The 18,292-nt window shown below is 36.3% G+C and carries 16 protein-coding genes; 4 read left to right on the forward strand and 12 right to left on the reverse strand.

Annotated features, from left to right (window positions below):
• Positions 1–178: 178 nt before the first annotated feature.
• From ACFIMA_RS04960 to ACFIMA_RS04990, 7 genes are all read right to left on the reverse strand, one after another.
• On the reverse strand, positions 179–1,327 hold the full coding sequence (locus ACFIMA_RS04960) for an RIP metalloprotease (RefSeq protein ID WP_375613470.1): 1,149 nt from the start codon (positions 1,325–1,327) through the stop codon (positions 179–181).
• Positions 1,328–1,342: 15 nt separating this feature from the next.
• Positions 1,343–2,158 (reverse strand): phosphatidate cytidylyltransferase, encoded by an 816-nt coding sequence (locus tag ACFIMA_RS04965; RefSeq protein WP_375613469.1) that lies wholly within the window; start codon positions 2,156–2,158, stop codon positions 1,343–1,345.
• 752 nt (positions 2,159–2,910) lie between these two features.
• The gene (gene frr / locus ACFIMA_RS04970) at positions 2,911–3,471 is read right to left on the reverse strand and encodes a ribosome recycling factor (protein ID WP_375693155.1); all 561 of its coding nucleotides are present in this window, start codon (positions 3,469–3,471) and stop codon (positions 2,911–2,913) included.
• Positions 3,472–3,508: 37 nt separating this feature from the next.
• Positions 3,509–4,228, reverse strand: coding sequence for a UMP kinase (gene pyrH / locus ACFIMA_RS04975; RefSeq protein ID WP_273790666.1), 720 nt, complete (start codon positions 4,226–4,228; stop codon positions 3,509–3,511).
• A gap of 157 nt (positions 4,229–4,385) precedes the next feature.
• The gene (tsf, locus tag ACFIMA_RS04980) at positions 4,386–5,309 is read right to left on the reverse strand and encodes a translation elongation factor Ts (protein WP_375693156.1); all 924 of its coding nucleotides are present in this window, start codon (positions 5,307–5,309) and stop codon (positions 4,386–4,388) included.
• A gap of 102 nt (positions 5,310–5,411) precedes the next feature.
• Positions 5,412–6,191 carry a 30S ribosomal protein S2 gene (rpsB, locus tag ACFIMA_RS04985; protein WP_375693157.1) on the reverse strand — a complete coding sequence of 260 codons (780 nt, stop codon included), beginning with the start codon at positions 6,189–6,191 and terminating at the stop codon, positions 5,412–5,414.
• Positions 6,192–6,358: 167 nt separating this feature from the next.
• A complete protein-coding gene (locus ACFIMA_RS04990) occupies positions 6,359–7,195 on the reverse strand; it encodes a cell envelope integrity EipB family protein (protein WP_375612121.1) in 837 nt (278 codons plus the stop codon).
• A 145-nt stretch (positions 7,196–7,340) separates the two neighbouring features.
• Between ACFIMA_RS04990 and ACFIMA_RS04995 the strand changes: the two genes are divergently transcribed.
• Positions 7,341–7,802 carry a RidA family protein gene (locus ACFIMA_RS04995; RefSeq protein WP_375607219.1) on the forward strand — a complete coding sequence of 154 codons (462 nt, stop codon included), beginning with the start codon at positions 7,341–7,343 and terminating at the stop codon, positions 7,800–7,802.
• Positions 7,803–7,936: 134 nt separating this feature from the next.
• Entirely contained in the window at positions 7,937–8,359 is a 423-nt protein-coding gene (locus ACFIMA_RS05000) for an HIT family protein (RefSeq protein WP_375607220.1), read from the forward strand.
• A gap of 7 nt (positions 8,360–8,366) precedes the next feature.
• Here ACFIMA_RS05000 and clpA read toward each other — a convergent pair whose 3' ends face one another.
• Together clpA and clpS are read right to left on the reverse strand one after the other, a co-directional pair.
• Entirely contained in the window at positions 8,367–10,718 is a 2,352-nt protein-coding gene (gene clpA, locus ACFIMA_RS05005; protein ID WP_375613468.1) for an ATP-dependent Clp protease ATP-binding subunit ClpA, read from the reverse strand.
• 6 nt (positions 10,719–10,724) lie between these two features.
• The gene (clpS, locus tag ACFIMA_RS05010; RefSeq protein ID WP_375612119.1) at positions 10,725–11,096 is read right to left on the reverse strand and encodes an ATP-dependent Clp protease adapter ClpS; all 372 of its coding nucleotides are present in this window, start codon (positions 11,094–11,096) and stop codon (positions 10,725–10,727) included.
• Between the two features lie 234 nt (positions 11,097–11,330).
• Between clpS and ACFIMA_RS05015 the strand changes: the two genes are divergently transcribed.
• Positions 11,331–12,680, forward strand: coding sequence for a D-alanyl-D-alanine carboxypeptidase (locus tag ACFIMA_RS05015; protein ID WP_375620781.1), 1,350 nt, complete (start codon positions 11,331–11,333; stop codon positions 12,678–12,680).
• Positions 12,681–12,712: 32 nt separating this feature from the next.
• Positions 12,713–12,991 carry a hypothetical protein gene (locus ACFIMA_RS05020; RefSeq protein WP_375612117.1) on the forward strand — a complete coding sequence of 93 codons (279 nt, stop codon included), beginning with the start codon at positions 12,713–12,715 and terminating at the stop codon, positions 12,989–12,991.
• Between the two features lie 1,828 nt (positions 12,992–14,819).
• Here the strand turns inward: ACFIMA_RS05020 and ACFIMA_RS05025 are convergent.
• The 3 genes from ACFIMA_RS05025 to ACFIMA_RS05035 form a co-directional block, all read right to left on the reverse strand.
• Positions 14,820–16,211: an L-serine ammonia-lyase gene (locus ACFIMA_RS05025; RefSeq protein ID WP_375693158.1), complete on the reverse strand. Its 1,392-nt coding sequence runs from the start codon at positions 16,209–16,211 to the stop codon at positions 14,820–14,822.
• Between the two features lie 340 nt (positions 16,212–16,551).
• Positions 16,552–17,241 (reverse strand): nitroreductase, encoded by a 690-nt coding sequence (locus tag ACFIMA_RS05030; RefSeq protein ID WP_375612167.1) that lies wholly within the window; start codon positions 17,239–17,241, stop codon positions 16,552–16,554.
• A 205-nt stretch (positions 17,242–17,446) separates the two neighbouring features.
• Positions 17,447–17,650 (reverse strand): hypothetical protein, encoded by a 204-nt coding sequence (locus ACFIMA_RS05035; RefSeq protein ID WP_375613464.1) that lies wholly within the window; start codon positions 17,648–17,650, stop codon positions 17,447–17,449.
• Positions 17,651–18,292: the final 642 nt, after the last annotated feature.

Genomic DNA, 18,292 nt, shown 5'->3' on the forward strand with positions numbered 1-18,292 from the left:
CCTTGGACATGATGCCTTAAAAGCTAACTGCCATAACAACCTTTTTACAGCGAGACTTTTCATTCCTTAATTACTCATTATAATGTACAACGCCACAACATTTTGTAGACATGGTAAACAACCTTCAATTTGTTTTTGCTATTATTACTTAATTTATAAAGCGTTTTCCATAATTTAATTAGCTAAACCAACAAAAATAATCATTAAAAAAGACAAAGATCATAAAAAGGAGAAGAATGGAAAAACCTAAACGAAAAACGATTCCCTGAATTTTAGCAGATATTTTCCTCCCAGTAATGACCTCAATGACATGCAATAAAAGATGCCCACCGTCAAGCGGTAGAATCGGAAAAAGGTTAATAAGCCCAACACTTATTGAAAGAAAAGCTGCCAAATTCAACAAAGAGATAAAACCTGTCTCGCTCACTTTCCAAGCAATTTTAACGGTTTTAGAAGGTCCACTTAGCCGACAACGATCCTCTTTGCCTCCTATTAAACGACTCATAAAAAGAACGGTTTGAGTGGCGATAAACACAGTACGGTCTGACGCTTTTCTTACAGCTGTTACAAAACCATAGCGAATATGTTTTATATAAGTTGGATCTAAACGTGCAGGATTATTTAAATCAACAGGAACACCTACACCTATCATAGCACTTCGTGTTCGATTACCAAATCCATCATCTCGCTCAACGACTTTCGGGGTAATCATCGTTGTAAAGACTCGCCCCATGCGTTCTATTTTAAACTCTATGGGTTCTCTTCCGTGAAAAGCTACATAATTCATCAAATCTTCAAAGCTTTCAACCCGTCGTCCATCCATTTCAACAAAACGATCACCTAATTCCAAACCGGATTGAAGAGCAGGGCTATCTTTTACCAAAGAACCAACAACGGGCTCAATGGCTACACGACCATAGATAAAGAAAAAAAATGTTAGAATAACAACAGTAAAAAGGGCATTGAAGAAAGGACCGGCAAAAACAGTTGCTGCTTTTTTCCAAGCATGCGCACTAGCAAATGAACCATCAACAATCAGAGATGATTGGGATGATTCCGTATCGATTTTTTCCTCATCCCCAACAAATTTTACATAACCTCCTAAGGGGATAAGTGCTAAACGCCACTTCGTGCCATGCTTATCTGTATAACTCGCTATTTCTGGTCCAAATCCAAGCGAAAAAATTAACGCCTTAATACCACACCACCGACCAATGAGATAGTGCCCAAATTCGTGCACAAAAATGATAATCATAATGATGAAAAGAATACTCAAACTTCTTAAAAGAAAATCACCCATAGTGACGATATGATTTAAAAGTTCCAAACTATCTTCTCCCAATTAGATCATACTAAAAAGATTAAAAGGCGCATCCATATCAGACATAAATGAACCAATTAAATAAAGAAGAAAAGCTGCCCCTACCAATCCATCTATACGATCCATAAAACCACCATGTCCAGGCAATAAAGAACTAGAATCTTTAACAGAAAACCGTCTTTTGAGCCATGATTGCCCTAAATCACTCAATTGTGAAACAATTGACAAAACAAGTGTAAGGAGTGGCACAAAAAAACTGGCTAAATTTATATCAAAAAATCCAAAAGCAACCCATATACCACCGAAAACTCCGACAAATGTACCACCAAGTGCTCCTGACCATGTTTTATTAGGAGAAAATTGTGGTGCTAATTTAGGGCCCCCTAATGCACGTCCGATAAAATAACCACCAATATCTGTTCCCCACACTATCGTAAATAAGAAAATAACAACTTGGAACCCCAACATTTCATGATCCCGTAGAAAGCATAAAGCAACAACAGGAAAAGATGCATATAAAAAACCACAAAAAACCCAACCACTCTTTTTTATAGATATAATAGCTAACACTGTAGCTAAAACGATTAAAACACAAAAAATCAATGAAGCAGATACACTCAATACTAAAAAAAAGCCAAAGATTAAATAAAAGATACTTGCTAATATTTTTTGTAAAATACACCATTTCTCTTTAGTAATACTCATCCACTCATAAAGAACAAAACCGCCAATACACCATACAAATAAAAAAAAGAAGTTTCCTCCCAACCATGTTAGATACAACGCAATAATGCCAAAAACAAAAGCTGTCAGAATACGATAAACCAAATTAGACAAAACAACATCCAAACAATAAAAATAGAAAATACAAGCTCTAAAATTAACGCAAGAAAAACTCCCCTACGCAGTATTTTTATCTCATACCTGTATAATTTCTCTTATAATTTATCATAAATAATTCAGTCTACTAAGATAGCGCTTATGAAACTAATAATCAATGAAAACAGCTTCAAAAATCTCCGTCAAAATTATAAAATATTTTTTTAATATTTTCTCAAATATAAAATGAAAAAGCAGTTACCTCTGCCCCATACAAATTAACTAATATAGGTTTCGTATAAAAACACTTTTCTATCAACTATTCGTCATTAAAAAATGAATTACGCCACATAACATCTGCTTGATCAATTATACTCACATGTTTTATAATGAGAAATAAGAGAAAGGTTAGACTTGTTTTTTTGCATTATATTCTTTCCTCAACCTTCATCTTAGAATATTTGAATAATTTCTAATAATGCTTTCATTATGCATTTTAACAAAGACGTGCTCAACTAAAAACCCGCACCATGCTGTTAAATAGTGTCTCCCAGCAAAGGGCATGATTTATCACGCAGACTAAAAAATAAAAACATCTGCCCTTTCAAATCAGTCTCTCCCATATCAAATCAGTCTCTCCCATATCAAAATGATAGAACACCTTCCTGCATCACACCTTGCTACCACAGAGCACACCACTCCCTACAATTATCCCTAGAAACAATTTACAGGCTGGGAGTAAATATCCTTTTTCTAGTGACAAAATCGTCTTAAACGTGCATAATTTCAGATTCTTTTACGGCTAAAATTTTATCAATATCAGCAATAGTTTCATCCGTGAGTTTTTGAACTTTTTCAGACAAACTATGGGCTTCATCTTGTCCAATTTCACCATCTTTTTCTAACTTTTTCAAATTGTCCAGACCATCCCGACGAACATGACGTGTAGCAACACGCGCTTGCTCTGCATAGTGATGCGCAATTTTTACAAGTTCTTTACGGCGCTCTTCATTCAATTCAGGCAAAGGAATACGTAGATTCGTACCATCAGTTATGGGATTTAAACCAAGACCAGAATCGCGAATAGCGCGCTCTATAGCTCCGACCATCGTTTTATCCCATACAGAAACAGAAAGCATCCGAGGTTCGGGAACAGAAATATTAGCAACCTGATTTATATGCACAACAGAACCATAAGATTCAACGGTCAACGGTTCTAATAAACTGGCCGATGCACGTCCAGTCCGCAAACCACCTAATTCATGTTTAAAAGCCGTAATGGCACCATCCATGCGACGTTTCAGATCATCCATAATTGATGTAACATTCATATTTCTGTCTCCTTCAATTGTCCTTTGAAGCTTACCCTTATTCCGATACTATTGTAAAGCGTCCTGTTCCATTCAAGACCTTAGCCAAACCGCCTTTTTCATGAATGGAGTACACAATAATCGGTACATTGTTCTCACGTGCTAAAGTGACCGCCGTTGAATCCATAACAGATAATCCCCATTGCAAAACTTCAACATGTGTTAATTGGTCAAAACGCTTAGCCGTAGGGTCTATTTTGGGATCTGCTGAATAAATACCATCAACTTGTGTTCCTTTAAGAAGGACATCCGCACCAATTTCTGCTGCACGTAAAGTAGCAGCAGAATCAGTGGTAAAAAATGGATTTCCTGTACCACCTGCAAAAATAACAACTTTTCCCTGATTCATATAAGCTATTGCTTTACGTTGCGAGAAACTTTCACAAATTTGTGGCATAGCAATCGCAGAGAGTACAACAGTTTCAACCCCTAATTTTGTCAAAGATGTTCGCAATGCTAAAGAGTTAATAGCAGTTGCAAGCATTCCCATATGATCACCTGTCACTCGGTCCCCACCATGCGAAGCAACAGCAACGCCACGAAAAATATTTCCCCCACCGATAACAACCGCAACTTCTATCCCCATTGTGCGCACTTCTGCAATATCAGCGGCAATACGGTCTACAACAGAAACATCAATGCCAAAATTCTGCCCTCCCATAAGAGCTTCACCAGAAGCCTTTAAAAGAATACGTTTATACGGAAGTGCTAATGCCATTCATAATCTCCCCAAAAGCCCATTTACTTTTTGCTTTTGACATCACGAAGGGCACCACTTTTTTCACGTGACGCCCTCTCAACAATTACATTGTTCCCCTCAGAGATTCTACAACCAATGATATGACTTTAAATCTCTGATCAAGAGTTTGCAATAACTAGCCTTTTACAGCAGCAGCAACCTCTGCAGCAAAATCAGACTCCTCTTTTTCCACACCTTCACCTAATGCAAAACGAATAAAGCCTGTAATTTTTGCTGGAGCACCAATTGATTTCTCAGCATCCTTTAGAGCGGCCTCAACAGTTATATCAGGATTCATAACAAAAGCTTGAGAAAGCAAAACAACCTCCTCAAAAAACTTACGCATACGTCCTTCTACCATTTTTTCAATGATATTTTCAGGTTTTCCAGACTGACGCGCTTGATCTGAAAAAATTGCTTTTTCTCGCTCAACAGCAGCAGCATCAACATCTTGTGCTGTAAGTGCTAATGGATTGGTTGCCGCAATATGCATCGCGACCTGCCGTCCAAAAGCAAGAGCAGCTTCCTTATTTCCTGTTGTTTCAATCGCAACCAAAACACCAAGTTTTCCAAGCCCATCAGCCACACTATTGTGTATATAAGTCGCAACAACACCATTCTCAACAGACAATTTAGCGGAACGACGAAATGTCATATTTTCGCCAATTGTACCAATTGCATCTTTAATCGTAAGCTCTACAGTCTTCTCAGAACCTGGATAAAGAGAAACAGAAACAGATTCAACATCCCCTGGCGTATCTAAGGCAGCAGTTGCTACTTTACGCACGATGTCTTGGAATCCATCATTGCGCGCAACAAAATCTGTTTCAGAATTAATCTCAACCAAAACTGCATATGAATCTTTTGATACGACTCCGATTAATCCCTCAGCTGCTGTACGACCAGCCTTTTTATCTGCTTTAGCTATTCCTTTTTTACGAAGCCAATCAACAGCAGCTTCCATATCACCATTGGTCTCTGCTAGGGCGGCTTTACAGTCCATCATACCAGCGCCAGATAGTTCTCGAAGTTCTTTTACTTGTGCAGCAGTAATGCTCATATTTGCCTCTTTATTTTATAACAGTGAAAGCGTGCAAAATCCCTCTGCACGCCTATAACTTCTTCTTTAGACAATAAAAGTACCTTAATTAGGCATTTTATATTATTCAGAAACTTCTGAAACTGCATTTTCTTCCAAAATAGGCTCCACAGGTGCATCAACTTGAGCTCCTAAATCGATACCCATTGCTCCTTGCTGGCGTGCAATACCATCAAGAGCAGCACGGGCAAAAAGATCGCAATAAAGAAAAATTGCACGTGAAGCATCGTCATTACCTGGTATTGGATGTGTTACGTCATCGGGATCACAATTGGTATCAATAATAGCAATCACTGGAATACCTAAACGTTTTGCTTCTTGGAGTGCAATATTTTCTTTATTCGTATCGATAACAAAGATAAGATCTGGAACAGAACCCATATCTTTAATACCACCAAGCGCACGATTAAGCTTTTCACGATCACGTTCAAGATTTAAACGTTCCTTTTTAGTAAAGCCTTGCGCTTCAGCAGCAAGAATTTTGTCAAGCTTCCGCAAACGATGGATCGAATTGGAAATCGTTTTCCAGTTTGTGAGCATGCCGCCAAGCCAACGTGCATTAACGTAATACTGGGCAGAACGATTCGCCGCATCTGCGATAATGTCAGATGCTTGTCGTTTCGTACCAACAAAGAGAATACGACCACCACGCGCTACAGTATCTGAAACAAGTTTAAGTGCTTGGTGTAAAAGTGGAACGGTCTGAGCAAGGTCAATAATATGGATATTATTACGCTGACCATAAATATAGGGAGTCATTTTGGGATTCCAGCGATGAGTCTGGTGACCAAAATGCACACCGGCTTCTAAAAGCTGGTGCATAGTAAAATCGGGTAGTGCCATAAATCTTATCCTTTCCGGTTCAACCTCCGCGGAAAAAGCAGGAAGACCTGCTACCGGCGGATGCTTGCTAGAAGTTTCTCACAGATCATTTGCAAACACCCAGACTCCGCGTGTGGAATAGCGCAAACATACTAATATTTGATTCTTTTTCAAGTTATTTTCTTTAATCATTTAATATTTGCATTTTCACATTGATTAAGATCTTTTCCAAGTTCCAAGAATTCGAGACTGTTCAATTTTGCACGCACTGAAAAAGTTCCATAATCTATATGAAGATCACGCATGACACCATTCTCATGTAAGAGAAAACTGCTACGATAAACCGGCAAACCATCTTTATTTTCTCCATCATCAAAATAAGAAATTGTAACAGGCCAATATTCTTCTTCATCCAATTTTCTTACTTTTTCCGTTTCGCTATCAGATAAAAGTGTCTTCTTTTCCCCTATGACGATACTTTCTTTTATAACTTTATCTGCTTTATTTGTCCCATCAAATACAGTAACATTGTAAAAATGATCTCCTGCTTTTGCATGGCGGATAATATTTTTTAGTTGCATCATTGGAAATTCAGCCATTGCAAGCTTATACTCTTTTTCCTTTGGCTTTTTTAAGGTAACTGTGATACCATCTTGCGTACGCTCCGCAACCCCCTCGGCACGATGCACAACCTCTTCTCCCTCTTGATCTGTAATATTAAAACGAAATGTACGGCTGTCTCCTGTTTCATAACTCGTCGTCTGTTGATCCGTCAAACGTACTGGCATATCTTCAATGTGAACACGGCTAATGAAACGAAAACGTGTGCTATAGCCTTGGCATGCCGAACCAGTAAGCTCGTAAACCATTCGTCCTGACATCGCAGAAATTGTCATTTCATGAGAAACACTATCGAGATGAAAATCATAAATTGCTCGATGAGGCACAATAAAAATGCGCTCTTCAGCTCTCGCAGTACATAAAAAAACAATATATAAAATTATTATAAATAATGATCTAATCATTCCCAACTTCCGAACTTTATCCCCGTTGCATAACATCATACAATAAGGCAAAAAAGGTTAATTTCTCAATTAACCACACATTTTCTTAAATCAAAAAATAGATTATGCAATGAATATATTATAGAGCAGCTATGGAGTTAAAATTATGACCAATATGATTGAAAAAAACTTAGAAAAATTTGGAATCACTCTTCCTGAAGTAATCTCCCCCCTTGCCAATTACATCACCACTTCACAAAGTGGCAATCAACTCTTTATTTCTGGACAACTCCCTCTTATTAATGGAAAACCAATAGCCATCGGTAAAGTTGGTGCAACTGTGAATACCGAACAAGCCCAAAAAGCATCTGAAGCTTGCGCTCTCAATATTCTCGCGCAACTCAAGGCAACTCTGGGTGACTTAAATAAAATAAAACGTGTGGTCAAAATTACTGTTTTTGTGGCTGTAGATTCTCATTTTACCGATATTCCTTTTGTTGCCAATGGAGCTTCTAATTTATTCGTCAATATCCTTGGTGAAATTGGAAAACACGCCCGTTCTGCTATTGGTGTTGCCTCTCTTCCTATGGATGTTCCTGTAGAAGTTGAAGCCATCATAGAAATCTAAACCTTCATTAAGACAGTGCATTATCCTAAATATAACTGAAGTCAAAATACTTCTTTGTCTTACACTCTGATAAACCTTGCATTTTTTCGTTTTTAAATTAGAATCTTAAACTTACGATAAAAGGAAATATTTGTATGAAACAAGCTTATGACAATAACAATATTTTTGCTAAATTGATTCGCAATGAAATCCCTTCTGTTCGTGTCTACGAAGATGATGATGTTATTGGATTTATGGATATCATGCCACAGGCACCAGGTCATACGCTGGTCATTCCTAAAAAAGGCTCTAGAAACTTACTTGATGCAGATCCTGAAACATTATTTCCTGTTATTAAAGCTGTTCAAAAAATTGCAAATGCTGTCAAAAAAGCCTTTCAAGCAGATGGCATAACTGTCATGCAATTTAATGAAGCAGCTAGTCAACAAACCGTCTATCACCTTCATTTTCATATTATACCACGTATGGAGGGAATAGAGCTTACCCCTCATAATGATATGGTAACGCCTCCAGAAATACTTGAAGAGAATGCAAAAAAAATTCGTGCAGCTTTATAACACACTCTTAAGTTGTTGTGCTTTTTTTTCCTACACGTTTTTTTGTAAAGTTTTCCATTTTACTTTTCTTTGAACTTACAGATATATCGGAAGATGAAATTTCTAACTGTAAGCTTTCTTTTTTACCATTTGATTTTTGTGTCAATACGCGAACGGTACCACCATTGCGTAACTTTCCAAATAAAATTTCATCAGCTAATGGCTTTTTAATATATTCTTGTATAACACGCCCTAATGGGCGTGCTCCCATCTGAGAATCATATCCTTTATTAGAAAGCCATAAAGTTGCAGAAGGGCTTAATTCAAAACAAATTCCCCGATCAGCTAATTGTGCTTCAAGCTGAAAAATAAATTTTTGCACTATCTGATTGATGATTAAATGAGATAACGGTGCAAACGGAATAATTGCATCTAACCGATTACGAAATTCTGGTGTAAATAACCGATTGATTGCTTCTATATCCTCACCATCACGATGTACTTTCCCAAATCCAATAGCTGATTTTGCCATATCTGAAGCACCAGCATTGGTTGTCATAATCAAAATAACATTGCGGAAATCAATTTTCTTACCATTATGGTCTGTTAATCTACCATAATCCATTACCTGCAATAAAATATTAAATAACTCTGGATGCGCTTTCTCAATCTCATCTAGCAATAGAACTGCGTGAGGTTTCTGATCAACGGCATCTGTAAGGAGACCTCCTTGATCAAACCCTATATAACCTGGAGGTGCTCCGATTAAACGTGCTACCGTATGCCGTTCCATATATTCTGACATATCAAAACGCAATAATTCAATGCCTAAAGATGATGCAAGCTGTTTTGCAACTTCAGTTTTTCCTACACCTGTTGGTCCTGAAAATAAATAACTTCCTATTGGTTTATCCGGTTCGCGTAAACCTGCTCGCGCCAATTTTATGGATGAAACTAAGACGGAAATTGCCTGATCTTGACCATAAACAACATGTTTGAGTTCTCTTTCAAGCTTACTCAGTATCTTCTGATCATTCCGGGAAACTGTTTTTGATGGAATTCTTGCAATTGTAGCAACAGTCGCTTCAATTTCTTTAACACCTATACTCTTCTTGCGTTGTTTTTGTGGCAAAAGCTTTTGCGCTGCGCCACTTTCATCAATAATATCAATTGCTTTGTCAGGTAACCTACGGTCAATTATATAACGTGAAGATAATTCTACAGATGCCTTCATCGCCTGATCTGTATATTTAATCTGATGAAAATCTTCAAAGTAAGGCTTCATCCCCTGCAAAATCTTAATCGCATCTGTAACAGAAGGTTCATTAATATCAATCTTCTGAAAACGACGCTCTAAAGCACGATCTTGTTCAAAGAATTTGCGATATTCTCTGTAAGTCGTCGAACCAATACATCGCATAGTTCCAGAAGATAACACAGGTTTCAAAAGATTTGCTGCATCCATATTTCCCCCTAATGTCGCTCCTGCTCCAATTAAGGTATGAATTTCATCAATAAATAAAATAGCATCTGGATACAGCTCAAACTCTTTAATAACTTGCTTTAAGCGTTCTTCAAAATCACCGCGATAACGTGTACCTGCAACAAGTCCCCCCATATCAAGAGAAAATATTGTTGCATTTGATAAAACTTCAGGCACTTGCCCATCAACAATACGCTTTGCCAACCCCTCAATTATAGCTGTTTTCCCTACTCCAGGATCACCAACCAAAAGCGGATTGTTTTTTGACCTTCGACATAAAATCTGTATCATGCGTGAAATTTCTATTTCACGGCCAATTAATAAATCAATTTTTCCATTACGTGCTTTACAATTGAGATCAACACAATAATTCGTTAAAGCACTTGTTCCTCTTTCACCATTATCCGAAATCTGCTGATCTAATTGCTCTTCAAGTCCTTCAAGTAACATGGATAACCCATCATCACGCGTGACACCCTGTGAAATAAAACGTACAGCATCGTAGCGTGTCATTCCCATCTCTTGAAGAAAATATGCTGCATGGCTTTCACGTTCAGAAAAAATTGCAACAAGAACATTTGCCCCCGATACTTCATCTTTTCCAGCTGATTGTGCATGAATCACCGCACGTTGGATAACACGCTGGAAAAAAGCTGTAGGCTTTGTATCCTCATCAGCTCTAATCTGTTCATCTAACTCTGAGCGAAGATAATTGGTTAAGCGCTCTCGCAATTCCTCCACATCTACTTGGCAAGCCTGAATAACGGAATTTGCATCGGCATCATCTAACAGCGCAAGTAGAAGATGCTCTAGTGTTGCATATTCATGCCGTGCTTGAGTAGCAATTGTTAATGCACGATGCAAAACCTCTTCAAGACTAGGTGTAAAAGATGGCATAGCTCCTCACTTCCATTCCATTACACATTGTAACGGATGTTCATTTTGACGCGCACATTCCCTCACTTGTAATATTTTCATTTCAGCGACTTCATAAGTGTAAGTCCCACATTCTCCTATCCCATTGTGATGAACATTTAACATTATCCGCGTTGCCTCTTCGAAACTTTTTTTAAAAAAGTTCTTCAAAACGAAAACAACAAAATCCATAGGTGTGTAATCATCATTAAGCAAAAAAACTCGACATAATTTAGGTTTTTCGAGTTTTTCTCTAGCCTTAGGCATTATAACCGCACCATGCCTACCTTCATCCCAATTCTTGCCCTTTTCATTATGCATAATATGAGCTATAGAGTTTATTATGAGCATCTGTCCCATTATCGTTTTCCATGCAGCACATTTTTATTAATTTTAAATTCTTTCATAACTATTGCAATACCTGTTTGTATTAGAAAAAAATTTCCCTCTATGGTTAGACTTCAATCACTCACTCATAAAATAACTTCTGTAAACAAATTAGTAATACCATTCGTCTAAACTGCATCAATAAATTACAGAAAAGGAAGCTTTATAGAAGTTTTTTAGGATAAATGGAGAAATAGGATACTGCAAGTGTATATTAATTATCAAAAAATTATGCGCTACTGTAAAACAATAGCAATTTCTTTTGTTATGTTAGCTTTTTCTTACTGTTGGGCATCCGCCACACCTCAAGGGGCCTATCCTGATAAGTATGCGGCTATTGTTATAGATGCTACTACGGGAAAAACTTTATTTCAAGCCAATGCAACACTGAAACGTTATCCTGCTTCTTTAACAAAAATGATGACATTATACTTACTCTTTGAAGCTATGCAGATGCGTCGTGTGACACCAAATACACCAATTCCTGTTTCACATTATGCAGCAATGCGTCCACCGACAAAAATTGGATTTAAAGCAGGCCAAACAATTTCTGCAGAATCAGCAGCTAAAGCACTCATTACAAGATCCGCAAATGATGTTGCTGCTGCCATTGCAGAATATCTTGGAGGTAGTGAAAAAAAATTCGCTCAAATGATGACAGTAAAAGCCCGTAAACTTGGCATGAAACATACACATTTTGCAAATGCTTCAGGACTTCCGGATGTGCGCAATTATTCTACAGCACGAGATATAGCGACTTTATCATTAGCTTTACGTAAACATTTTCCCAAACAATATAAATTGTTCAAAACAAAAAGTTTTAATTTCCGTGGACATAAAATTAACAGCCATAATAAACTTGTTAAAATAATGAAAGGTGTCGATGGAATTAAAACAGGCTACACACAAATGTCAGGTTCTAATTTAGCAACTTCGATGCGTCTTGAGGGGCGCTCTATTGTCGCTGTTGTTATGGGAGGTAAATCATCTACTGCACGTGACGAGCATATGGCTAGCTTATTGAATCAATATTTGCCCAAAGCAAGCCAAATGAAAAGTGGTGAACGTTTAATAGCTTCTGTACGCTATCACTTACCCACTGGGGCCAATACTCCTATACCGACCATTAAAGCTGATTCAAGTAATTTTGACGATGAAATTTCGACTATGTTGACAGCATTTGCAGAACAACCTAAAAACTCCAATATCGCAATAACGGCTGTCAATAAGGTAATTATACCAATACCGAATCCTCAAAAAACTATACCGGCTGAGACTCATAAAATTGTAACAGTCTCTTTGTCCGAAAATGCCGGATGGGCTATCCAAATTGGTTCTCTTCCTAGTGAAGAACAAGCAAAAACTCTACTTTTAAAAGCAAAAAATACAGCTTTTTCCACTTTAAAGAACGCATCTTCACATATGCAACTGTTTGAAAAAAATGGGCAGCGTTATTACCGAGCGCGCTTTACAGGGTTTCAATCAAAAAAAGCTGCATTTGACGCTTGCTCTACATTAAAGAAAGCAAATTTTAACTGCTATACTGTAGCCTACTAAAAATTTTTGAATTCTGCGTTAAGGATAGTATTATGACAGATAATGCTTTTGCTTCATTCCATAAAAAAGAAGTTTTATTGAAGCAATCATCCCTCCTTTCACTGCGTTCTCTTCACGATGCTGCCGCAAAACTTACTGGTTTAAAATATAATTCTACTGCATTAGATACACAGTCTCTTGTTAACCTTCTCATTTGCCAAACAATGCGCAACCGTCGTCTCATAATGCCTCCTGTACGCATTCATTTACGCGTTGCGAGCCAAACTGGTAATGTGCCTATTAAAATCCGTTTAGGAGCAACAAATATTTAATTCTACAGACCCTCTCTAAAAAATTATTTTATTATTAACCATTATCTACAGCCTTAGAAAACCTTTTGATAAACATACTTTTTTCTTAAATTGTTGAATTTTCTGACAGCTTTTCCAACTATCCAATATCTCCAAGCTTTCAATAAAACATTGTTAAGGACATAAAAATACCCAATATTTTTCCACTTTTGGATTTAATATAAAAAATTATCCTTGATATCTTTCTGGAAAAAATGAATAGCTTCATTAGATGAAAGCTTATCATTTGGTGGGATTATTGTAAAAGTTCAATAAAGAAAATCCCTCTTAATAACGCTCCCTATACAACATAAACGCTGTAAAAAAAACAATCTCACTTCTCTTACTTGTATTTATGTCAACAGGCACAGAAAATTGGAAAATACAAATACTATCGATGAAAAAACGTAAATAAATTATCAGATTAAATATTATGATAACGATTCCCATAAGATTTTAATTTATAATTATAATTTATTTTTTGCATATTGAACAAGAGATTTTCGTAAAATACTCTTATTTTACTTCTTATATTGAATCAGTCAAAATCGCTCGCTTGCTCATCACGAGCAAAATTGACATATAAAGCATTTACAAAAGGAATCAAAGTATCCCTTATGAATCATTTCAAGTACTAGGATCTTTTGTAATATTGAAAGTTGAAAAAAGGATGATAGTGCTGGTTTTCTCCCTTTATAAATAAAGATGCTAATACTCTATAGATTTTATACCATTCATGGAAAACTTACATTATATTATTCATATGCAAGATACTGATTTATAAAGATAATTAATTATTTTGTTTGTTAGATGAGAATCTCGAATATCGTAAGATTCTCTCATTTAAAATCTGTTTATGTTGAATCAATCAAACCCGTCTCTTGCATGTTATGAGCGAGATTAGTGTGTAGCGTGAAACTGTCCCAAAAAGACTAAAAATGCCTATAATGAACCGTTTCAAATGCCAAGTGCTTTAGTCCCCCTGTACAGAGGGGGGCTCTGGTAAAGTGTGTAACCATGCCAGCGTACTTCTTTTTATTAAGCATAAAGATAGAGACAGCTCAATGGATTTACCGTTATATCATTCACAGGTGCCATCGCGAAATGAGCTTGGGGGGAGGCCTGAGAGATATTTTTTTAAAACGAACTCACGAACGCGTAACACGACAATGTTCTATCGTTTGCATTCTATTCTCATGAGAATTTTTATAAATATTTCTTAATGTATACGTTATTATTTATTTTAATTTTTTTGTCGGTACAAAATTTATAAATAAAAAAGATATTTCCAATATATCTCTTAATTATTGTAAATTAGTGTTTTTTTAAGGCATTTTTTACCATACTAGGTAGAAAAAAACTTCACTTTTAAAAAATTAAAACCTTTAAAATTCTACTTTCTTCATCATAATTATTCAGACTTAAAACAAATTTTTCTTGGATACTCAGGCATAATCTTCCATTACTTAAAAGATATATGGCTATGGAAACTTTTTAAAGCCATAAAACCCAGCTAAAAATAATGGCAGATTGATCACTAATTTTACTTTACGCTTTCTTATTTTTTCCAAATTACACTTTTTCCCCACTTTAGAGACAAATCAAACAGATGTACAACACTCTCCCCTCCAAGCTTGCATGCAACACCTATTATTCGTTAAGAAAACACTGAATCATCTCAGATTTATTTCAAACTACTGCTGCATTAAAGTGGAATTTTGATTTATAAGGAACAAAAAACATAAGCTTTATTAGGAAATACGATCTCTCTCCAAAAAGTCCAGTTATGGATTGAAAAATGTTCCAGCTCTTAACAAGATATCGCATTGACTGCAAGACCACCTTTACTTGTCTCTTTATAGCGTTCACTCATATCATGACCAGTCTGGCGCATTGTTTCTATACAAGCATCAAGAGAAACAAAATGATCTCCATTACCATATAATGCAAGAGAAGAAGCCGTTACCGCCTTAACAGCTCCCATTGCATTACGCTCAATACAAGGCACTTGTACAAGACCTGCAACAGGATCACATGTCATTCCCAAGTGATGTTCAAGCGCAATTTCTGCCGCATTTTCAATTTGAGCTGGTGTTCCACCTAACGCTGCGGTCAACCCTGCTGCGGCCATTGAAGATGCCGTTCCAACTTCACCTTGACACCCAACTTCTGCACCAGAAATAGAGGCATTATGTTTGATAACACCGCCTATAGCTGCTGCCGTTAATAGAAAATTATGTATTCCCTCTCGATCTGAATCATCATTAAACTGAAGATAATAACGCAAAACGGCTGGGACGACACCGGCTGCTCCATTTGTTGGTGCTGTAACAACACGACCACCTGCTGCATTTTCCTCATTGACTGCTATAGCATACACCGAAAGCCAATCATTTGCCCAAAGTGGATAATTGTAATTTTTCTTTTGTTTTTCCAAAAGCGTTTCATGCAGCTTTTTAGCGCGCCTTAGAACACGCAATCCACCAGGCAACTCACCTTCTTGTGAAAGACCTCTATCAATGCAATTTGTCATCGCTGAAAAAATTTCATCAAGCCCTACATCAAGAGAAGAACGCTCTATCTTTGTTTCTTCATTTAAGCGCTTCATTTCAGCAATTGAAAGTCCTGATTTTTCTGCCATTGATAACATTGTACAAGCAGAATCGAATGGATATGGTACCTCAAATGCTTCTGGTTGTATATTATCATTCATATGGCTTAATTCATCCTCAGTCACAACAAAGCCACCACCGATAGAATAATAAATCTGCCGCAACAGAACATTCCCATCAGTATCAAGTCCTTCAAAGGATAGTCCATTTGTATGTCCAGGGAGGATTTGCTTTCGTTCAAAAATAAGATCACGTTGCACATCAAACTGATAAGCGGGATGACCTTCTGGTTGCACTTTTTTTTCACGTATAACTTTTTCTAACAAAAACCCCATGCTATCAGGATCAACAGTAGAAGCTTTTTCTCCTAAAAGTCCTAATATGATAGCTCTATCTGTTGCATGACCAATACCCGTGAAAGCTAAAGAACCATAAAGATAAACACGTATACGAGAAACTTGAACATCAGACGACTGAGAAAAATCCCCTATCTTTTGCAAAAACATATTAGCAGCAGTCATTGGTCCCATCGTATGTGAGCTAGAAGGACCAATCCCAATTTTAAAAAGTTCAAAAACAGATAGAAACACGTATCACCTTAAACTATAGTACAGCTTGAGCATATATGCTTTTTCATAACGTTTCTTCCGCTTAAAATCAAATTGCGAGATAAACTAAAAAAATGACAACAATAAACACGAATGTCGCTCGTCTTGCTACCACCCAACACTTTCTTTCTATAGTGTTTTCCATTAGCCAACCTTTAAAACGAACAATGCCCCTAGAGTCACCACTCCCAATGCTCCAAACGTAGTAAAATAAGTGTTAATATGCAATATTAAAATTCAATAAGGATGAGAAATCTTATCGGAAATATTTTTCATAATGCACTAAGTTCTTCAAAACATATGCTTAATTGTATAAAATATTTTATGGGTATGTTTCAATGAAACGTACAAATTTTTCTAACGATTCTCGTTCTGTCTCAAAATTGTTTTCTGGAGCACTCATATCGCGATAACCAAGTGCCATACCACAGATAATATGGCGATCAGAAGGAATAGATAAAAGCGTACGAATCTGTTTATGATAATCAGCAAAAGCAGCTTGAGGACAGGTATCTAATCCAAATCCACGTGCAGCTAACATAATGGTCTGCATAAACATACCCAAATCAAGCCAACTCCCCATTTCCATGTCGTGATCCATTGTAAATAAGAGTCCTACAGGTGCATCAAAAAATAAAAAATTTCGCGCCTTTTGATGAAGTATTTTTTCTTCATCACCTTTTTGAATTCCAAGACTCTGATAAAGATCCAAACCAACTTTTCGACGCCTTGAAATATAGGGCTCACGCCACTGACGTGGATAATAACTATATTCACGCTCTCCTTTTACACCTGAAAGCACAAGTTGTGAAAGCTCTTGCCCTACTTTCTGTAATACACTTCCTGTAAGCACAATTACTTGCCATGGCTGAATATTTGTTCCAGATGGTGCACGTGCTGCAAGTTTTAAGATTTCTTTGATTGTTTCCAAACTAACTGGCTGATCAGTAAAAGCGCGAATTGACTTTCGTGACAATATAGATTGAAAAACACTCATAGGAGAAACTGTCATTGTTTTTACTTTCTTTATGAAAAATAGTTTTTTCTTATCAAGAATAATATACTGCGAAAATACCTTTGCAGCTTTTTCAAACACTCTATTTCTTTAAATGACTTACACATTTCACGCAGTGGTAAATATTCCCCTTAGAGACGGTATAATCTATCTCTTTTAAGAGAAAGAAATTAGTCTAAAAGAAGACAAAATAAATTTATAATCAATGACTACCCCCCAACTCCGCTAAGCTCTCAAAAAAACTCTCTTCAATTCGTTCTAAATCCTGTAGAAGATCATCAACATCATGCTGCATCTGCTTTAAATCAGTTCGTTTTTTATGAATTCCTGCAATTAATTTCTTAAGCTTTTTCTCATCATCAGGTGGTTTTCCAACCATTGTCAACATATCAGATATTTCAGACAACGAAAATTTTACTCTGTTAGCATACAGGATTTGTTTTAACTTATGACGATCCGTTTATGTATAAAGCCGTGTACTTCCACACCGAAAAGGGATAAGAAGTCCCTCTTCTTCATAGCAAAGTTCGAGCTATTATTGAAAACTCACGTGTTAATTTTCCAATTGAATAATATTCGTACATTTTATTATTCTGTCTGCATAGATCACATTGTTATAAGAAATATGTCTATTTTTTATAAAACTTAGTGAGCACCTTAATCTCTACTTTTCTGCATTCTAATTTAGAAGAAAATACATTCACAAACATTGTATAGTAGAGAATCAATTATTTTTTAGATTATAGAAAAGACTCTTGATCTTTCATCATAAGTCCTTTTAAATTTTTATAGAAGATATCAATCAAAAATTTTCCTAAAGTTCAAAATCAATCTTATTTGATTTGTAGATAATCAACTCTTTTCCTTGAATATGATTTTTGAGTTTCACATATTTTGGAAAAATTCTATACTGCTTTTAGAAATTAAGAAACTTTAAAATAAAGTAACAAAAAAGATAAGCATCATTACAAAATAATAAGCTACTAAAGATGTTTAAAATAACTATCGCCTTATAATTTTTGATATTTTTCAAGAAAATATACAACTT

This window comes from Bartonella sp. AP88HLJMH (genome assembly GCF_042195605.1).
In the GTDB taxonomy this organism is placed as follows: Bacteria; Pseudomonadota; Alphaproteobacteria; order Rhizobiales; family Rhizobiaceae; genus Bartonella.

Bases quoted from the DNA above. Each gene is read 5' to 3' on its own strand.
- rpsB (WP_375693157.1), bottom strand. From the start codon at position 6,191: ATGGCACTACCCGATTTTACTATGCACCAGCTTTTAGAAGCCGGTGTG.
- ACFIMA_RS05000 (WP_375607220.1), top strand. From the start codon at position 7,937: ATGAAACAAGCTTATGACAATAACAATATTTTTGCTAAATTGATTCGC.
- clpS (WP_375612119.1), bottom strand. From the start codon at position 11,096: ATGGGACAGATGCTCATAATAAACTCTATAGCTCATATTATGCATAAT.
- ACFIMA_RS04990 (WP_375612121.1), bottom strand. From the start codon at position 7,195: ATGATTAGATCATTATTTATAATAATTTTATATATTGTTTTTTTATGT.
- tsf (WP_375693156.1), bottom strand. From the start codon at position 5,309: ATGAGCATTACTGCTGCACAAGTAAAAGAACTTCGAGAACTATCTGGC.
- ACFIMA_RS05020 (WP_375612117.1), top strand. From the start codon at position 12,713: ATGACAGATAATGCTTTTGCTTCATTCCATAAAAAAGAAGTTTTATTG.
- ACFIMA_RS04995 (WP_375607219.1), top strand. From the start codon at position 7,341: ATGACCAATATGATTGAAAAAAACTTAGAAAAATTTGGAATCACTCTT.
- clpA (WP_375613468.1), bottom strand. From the start codon at position 10,718: ATGCCATCTTTTACACCTAGTCTTGAAGAGGTTTTGCATCGTGCATTA.
- ACFIMA_RS05030 (WP_375612167.1), bottom strand. From the start codon at position 17,241: ATGACAGTTTCTCCTATGAGTGTTTTTCAATCTATATTGTCACGAAAG.
- pyrH (WP_273790666.1), bottom strand. From the start codon at position 4,228: ATGGCATTAGCACTTCCGTATAAACGTATTCTTTTAAAGGCTTCTGGT.
- frr (WP_375693155.1), bottom strand. From the start codon at position 3,471: ATGAATGTTACATCAATTATGGATGATCTGAAACGTCGCATGGATGGT.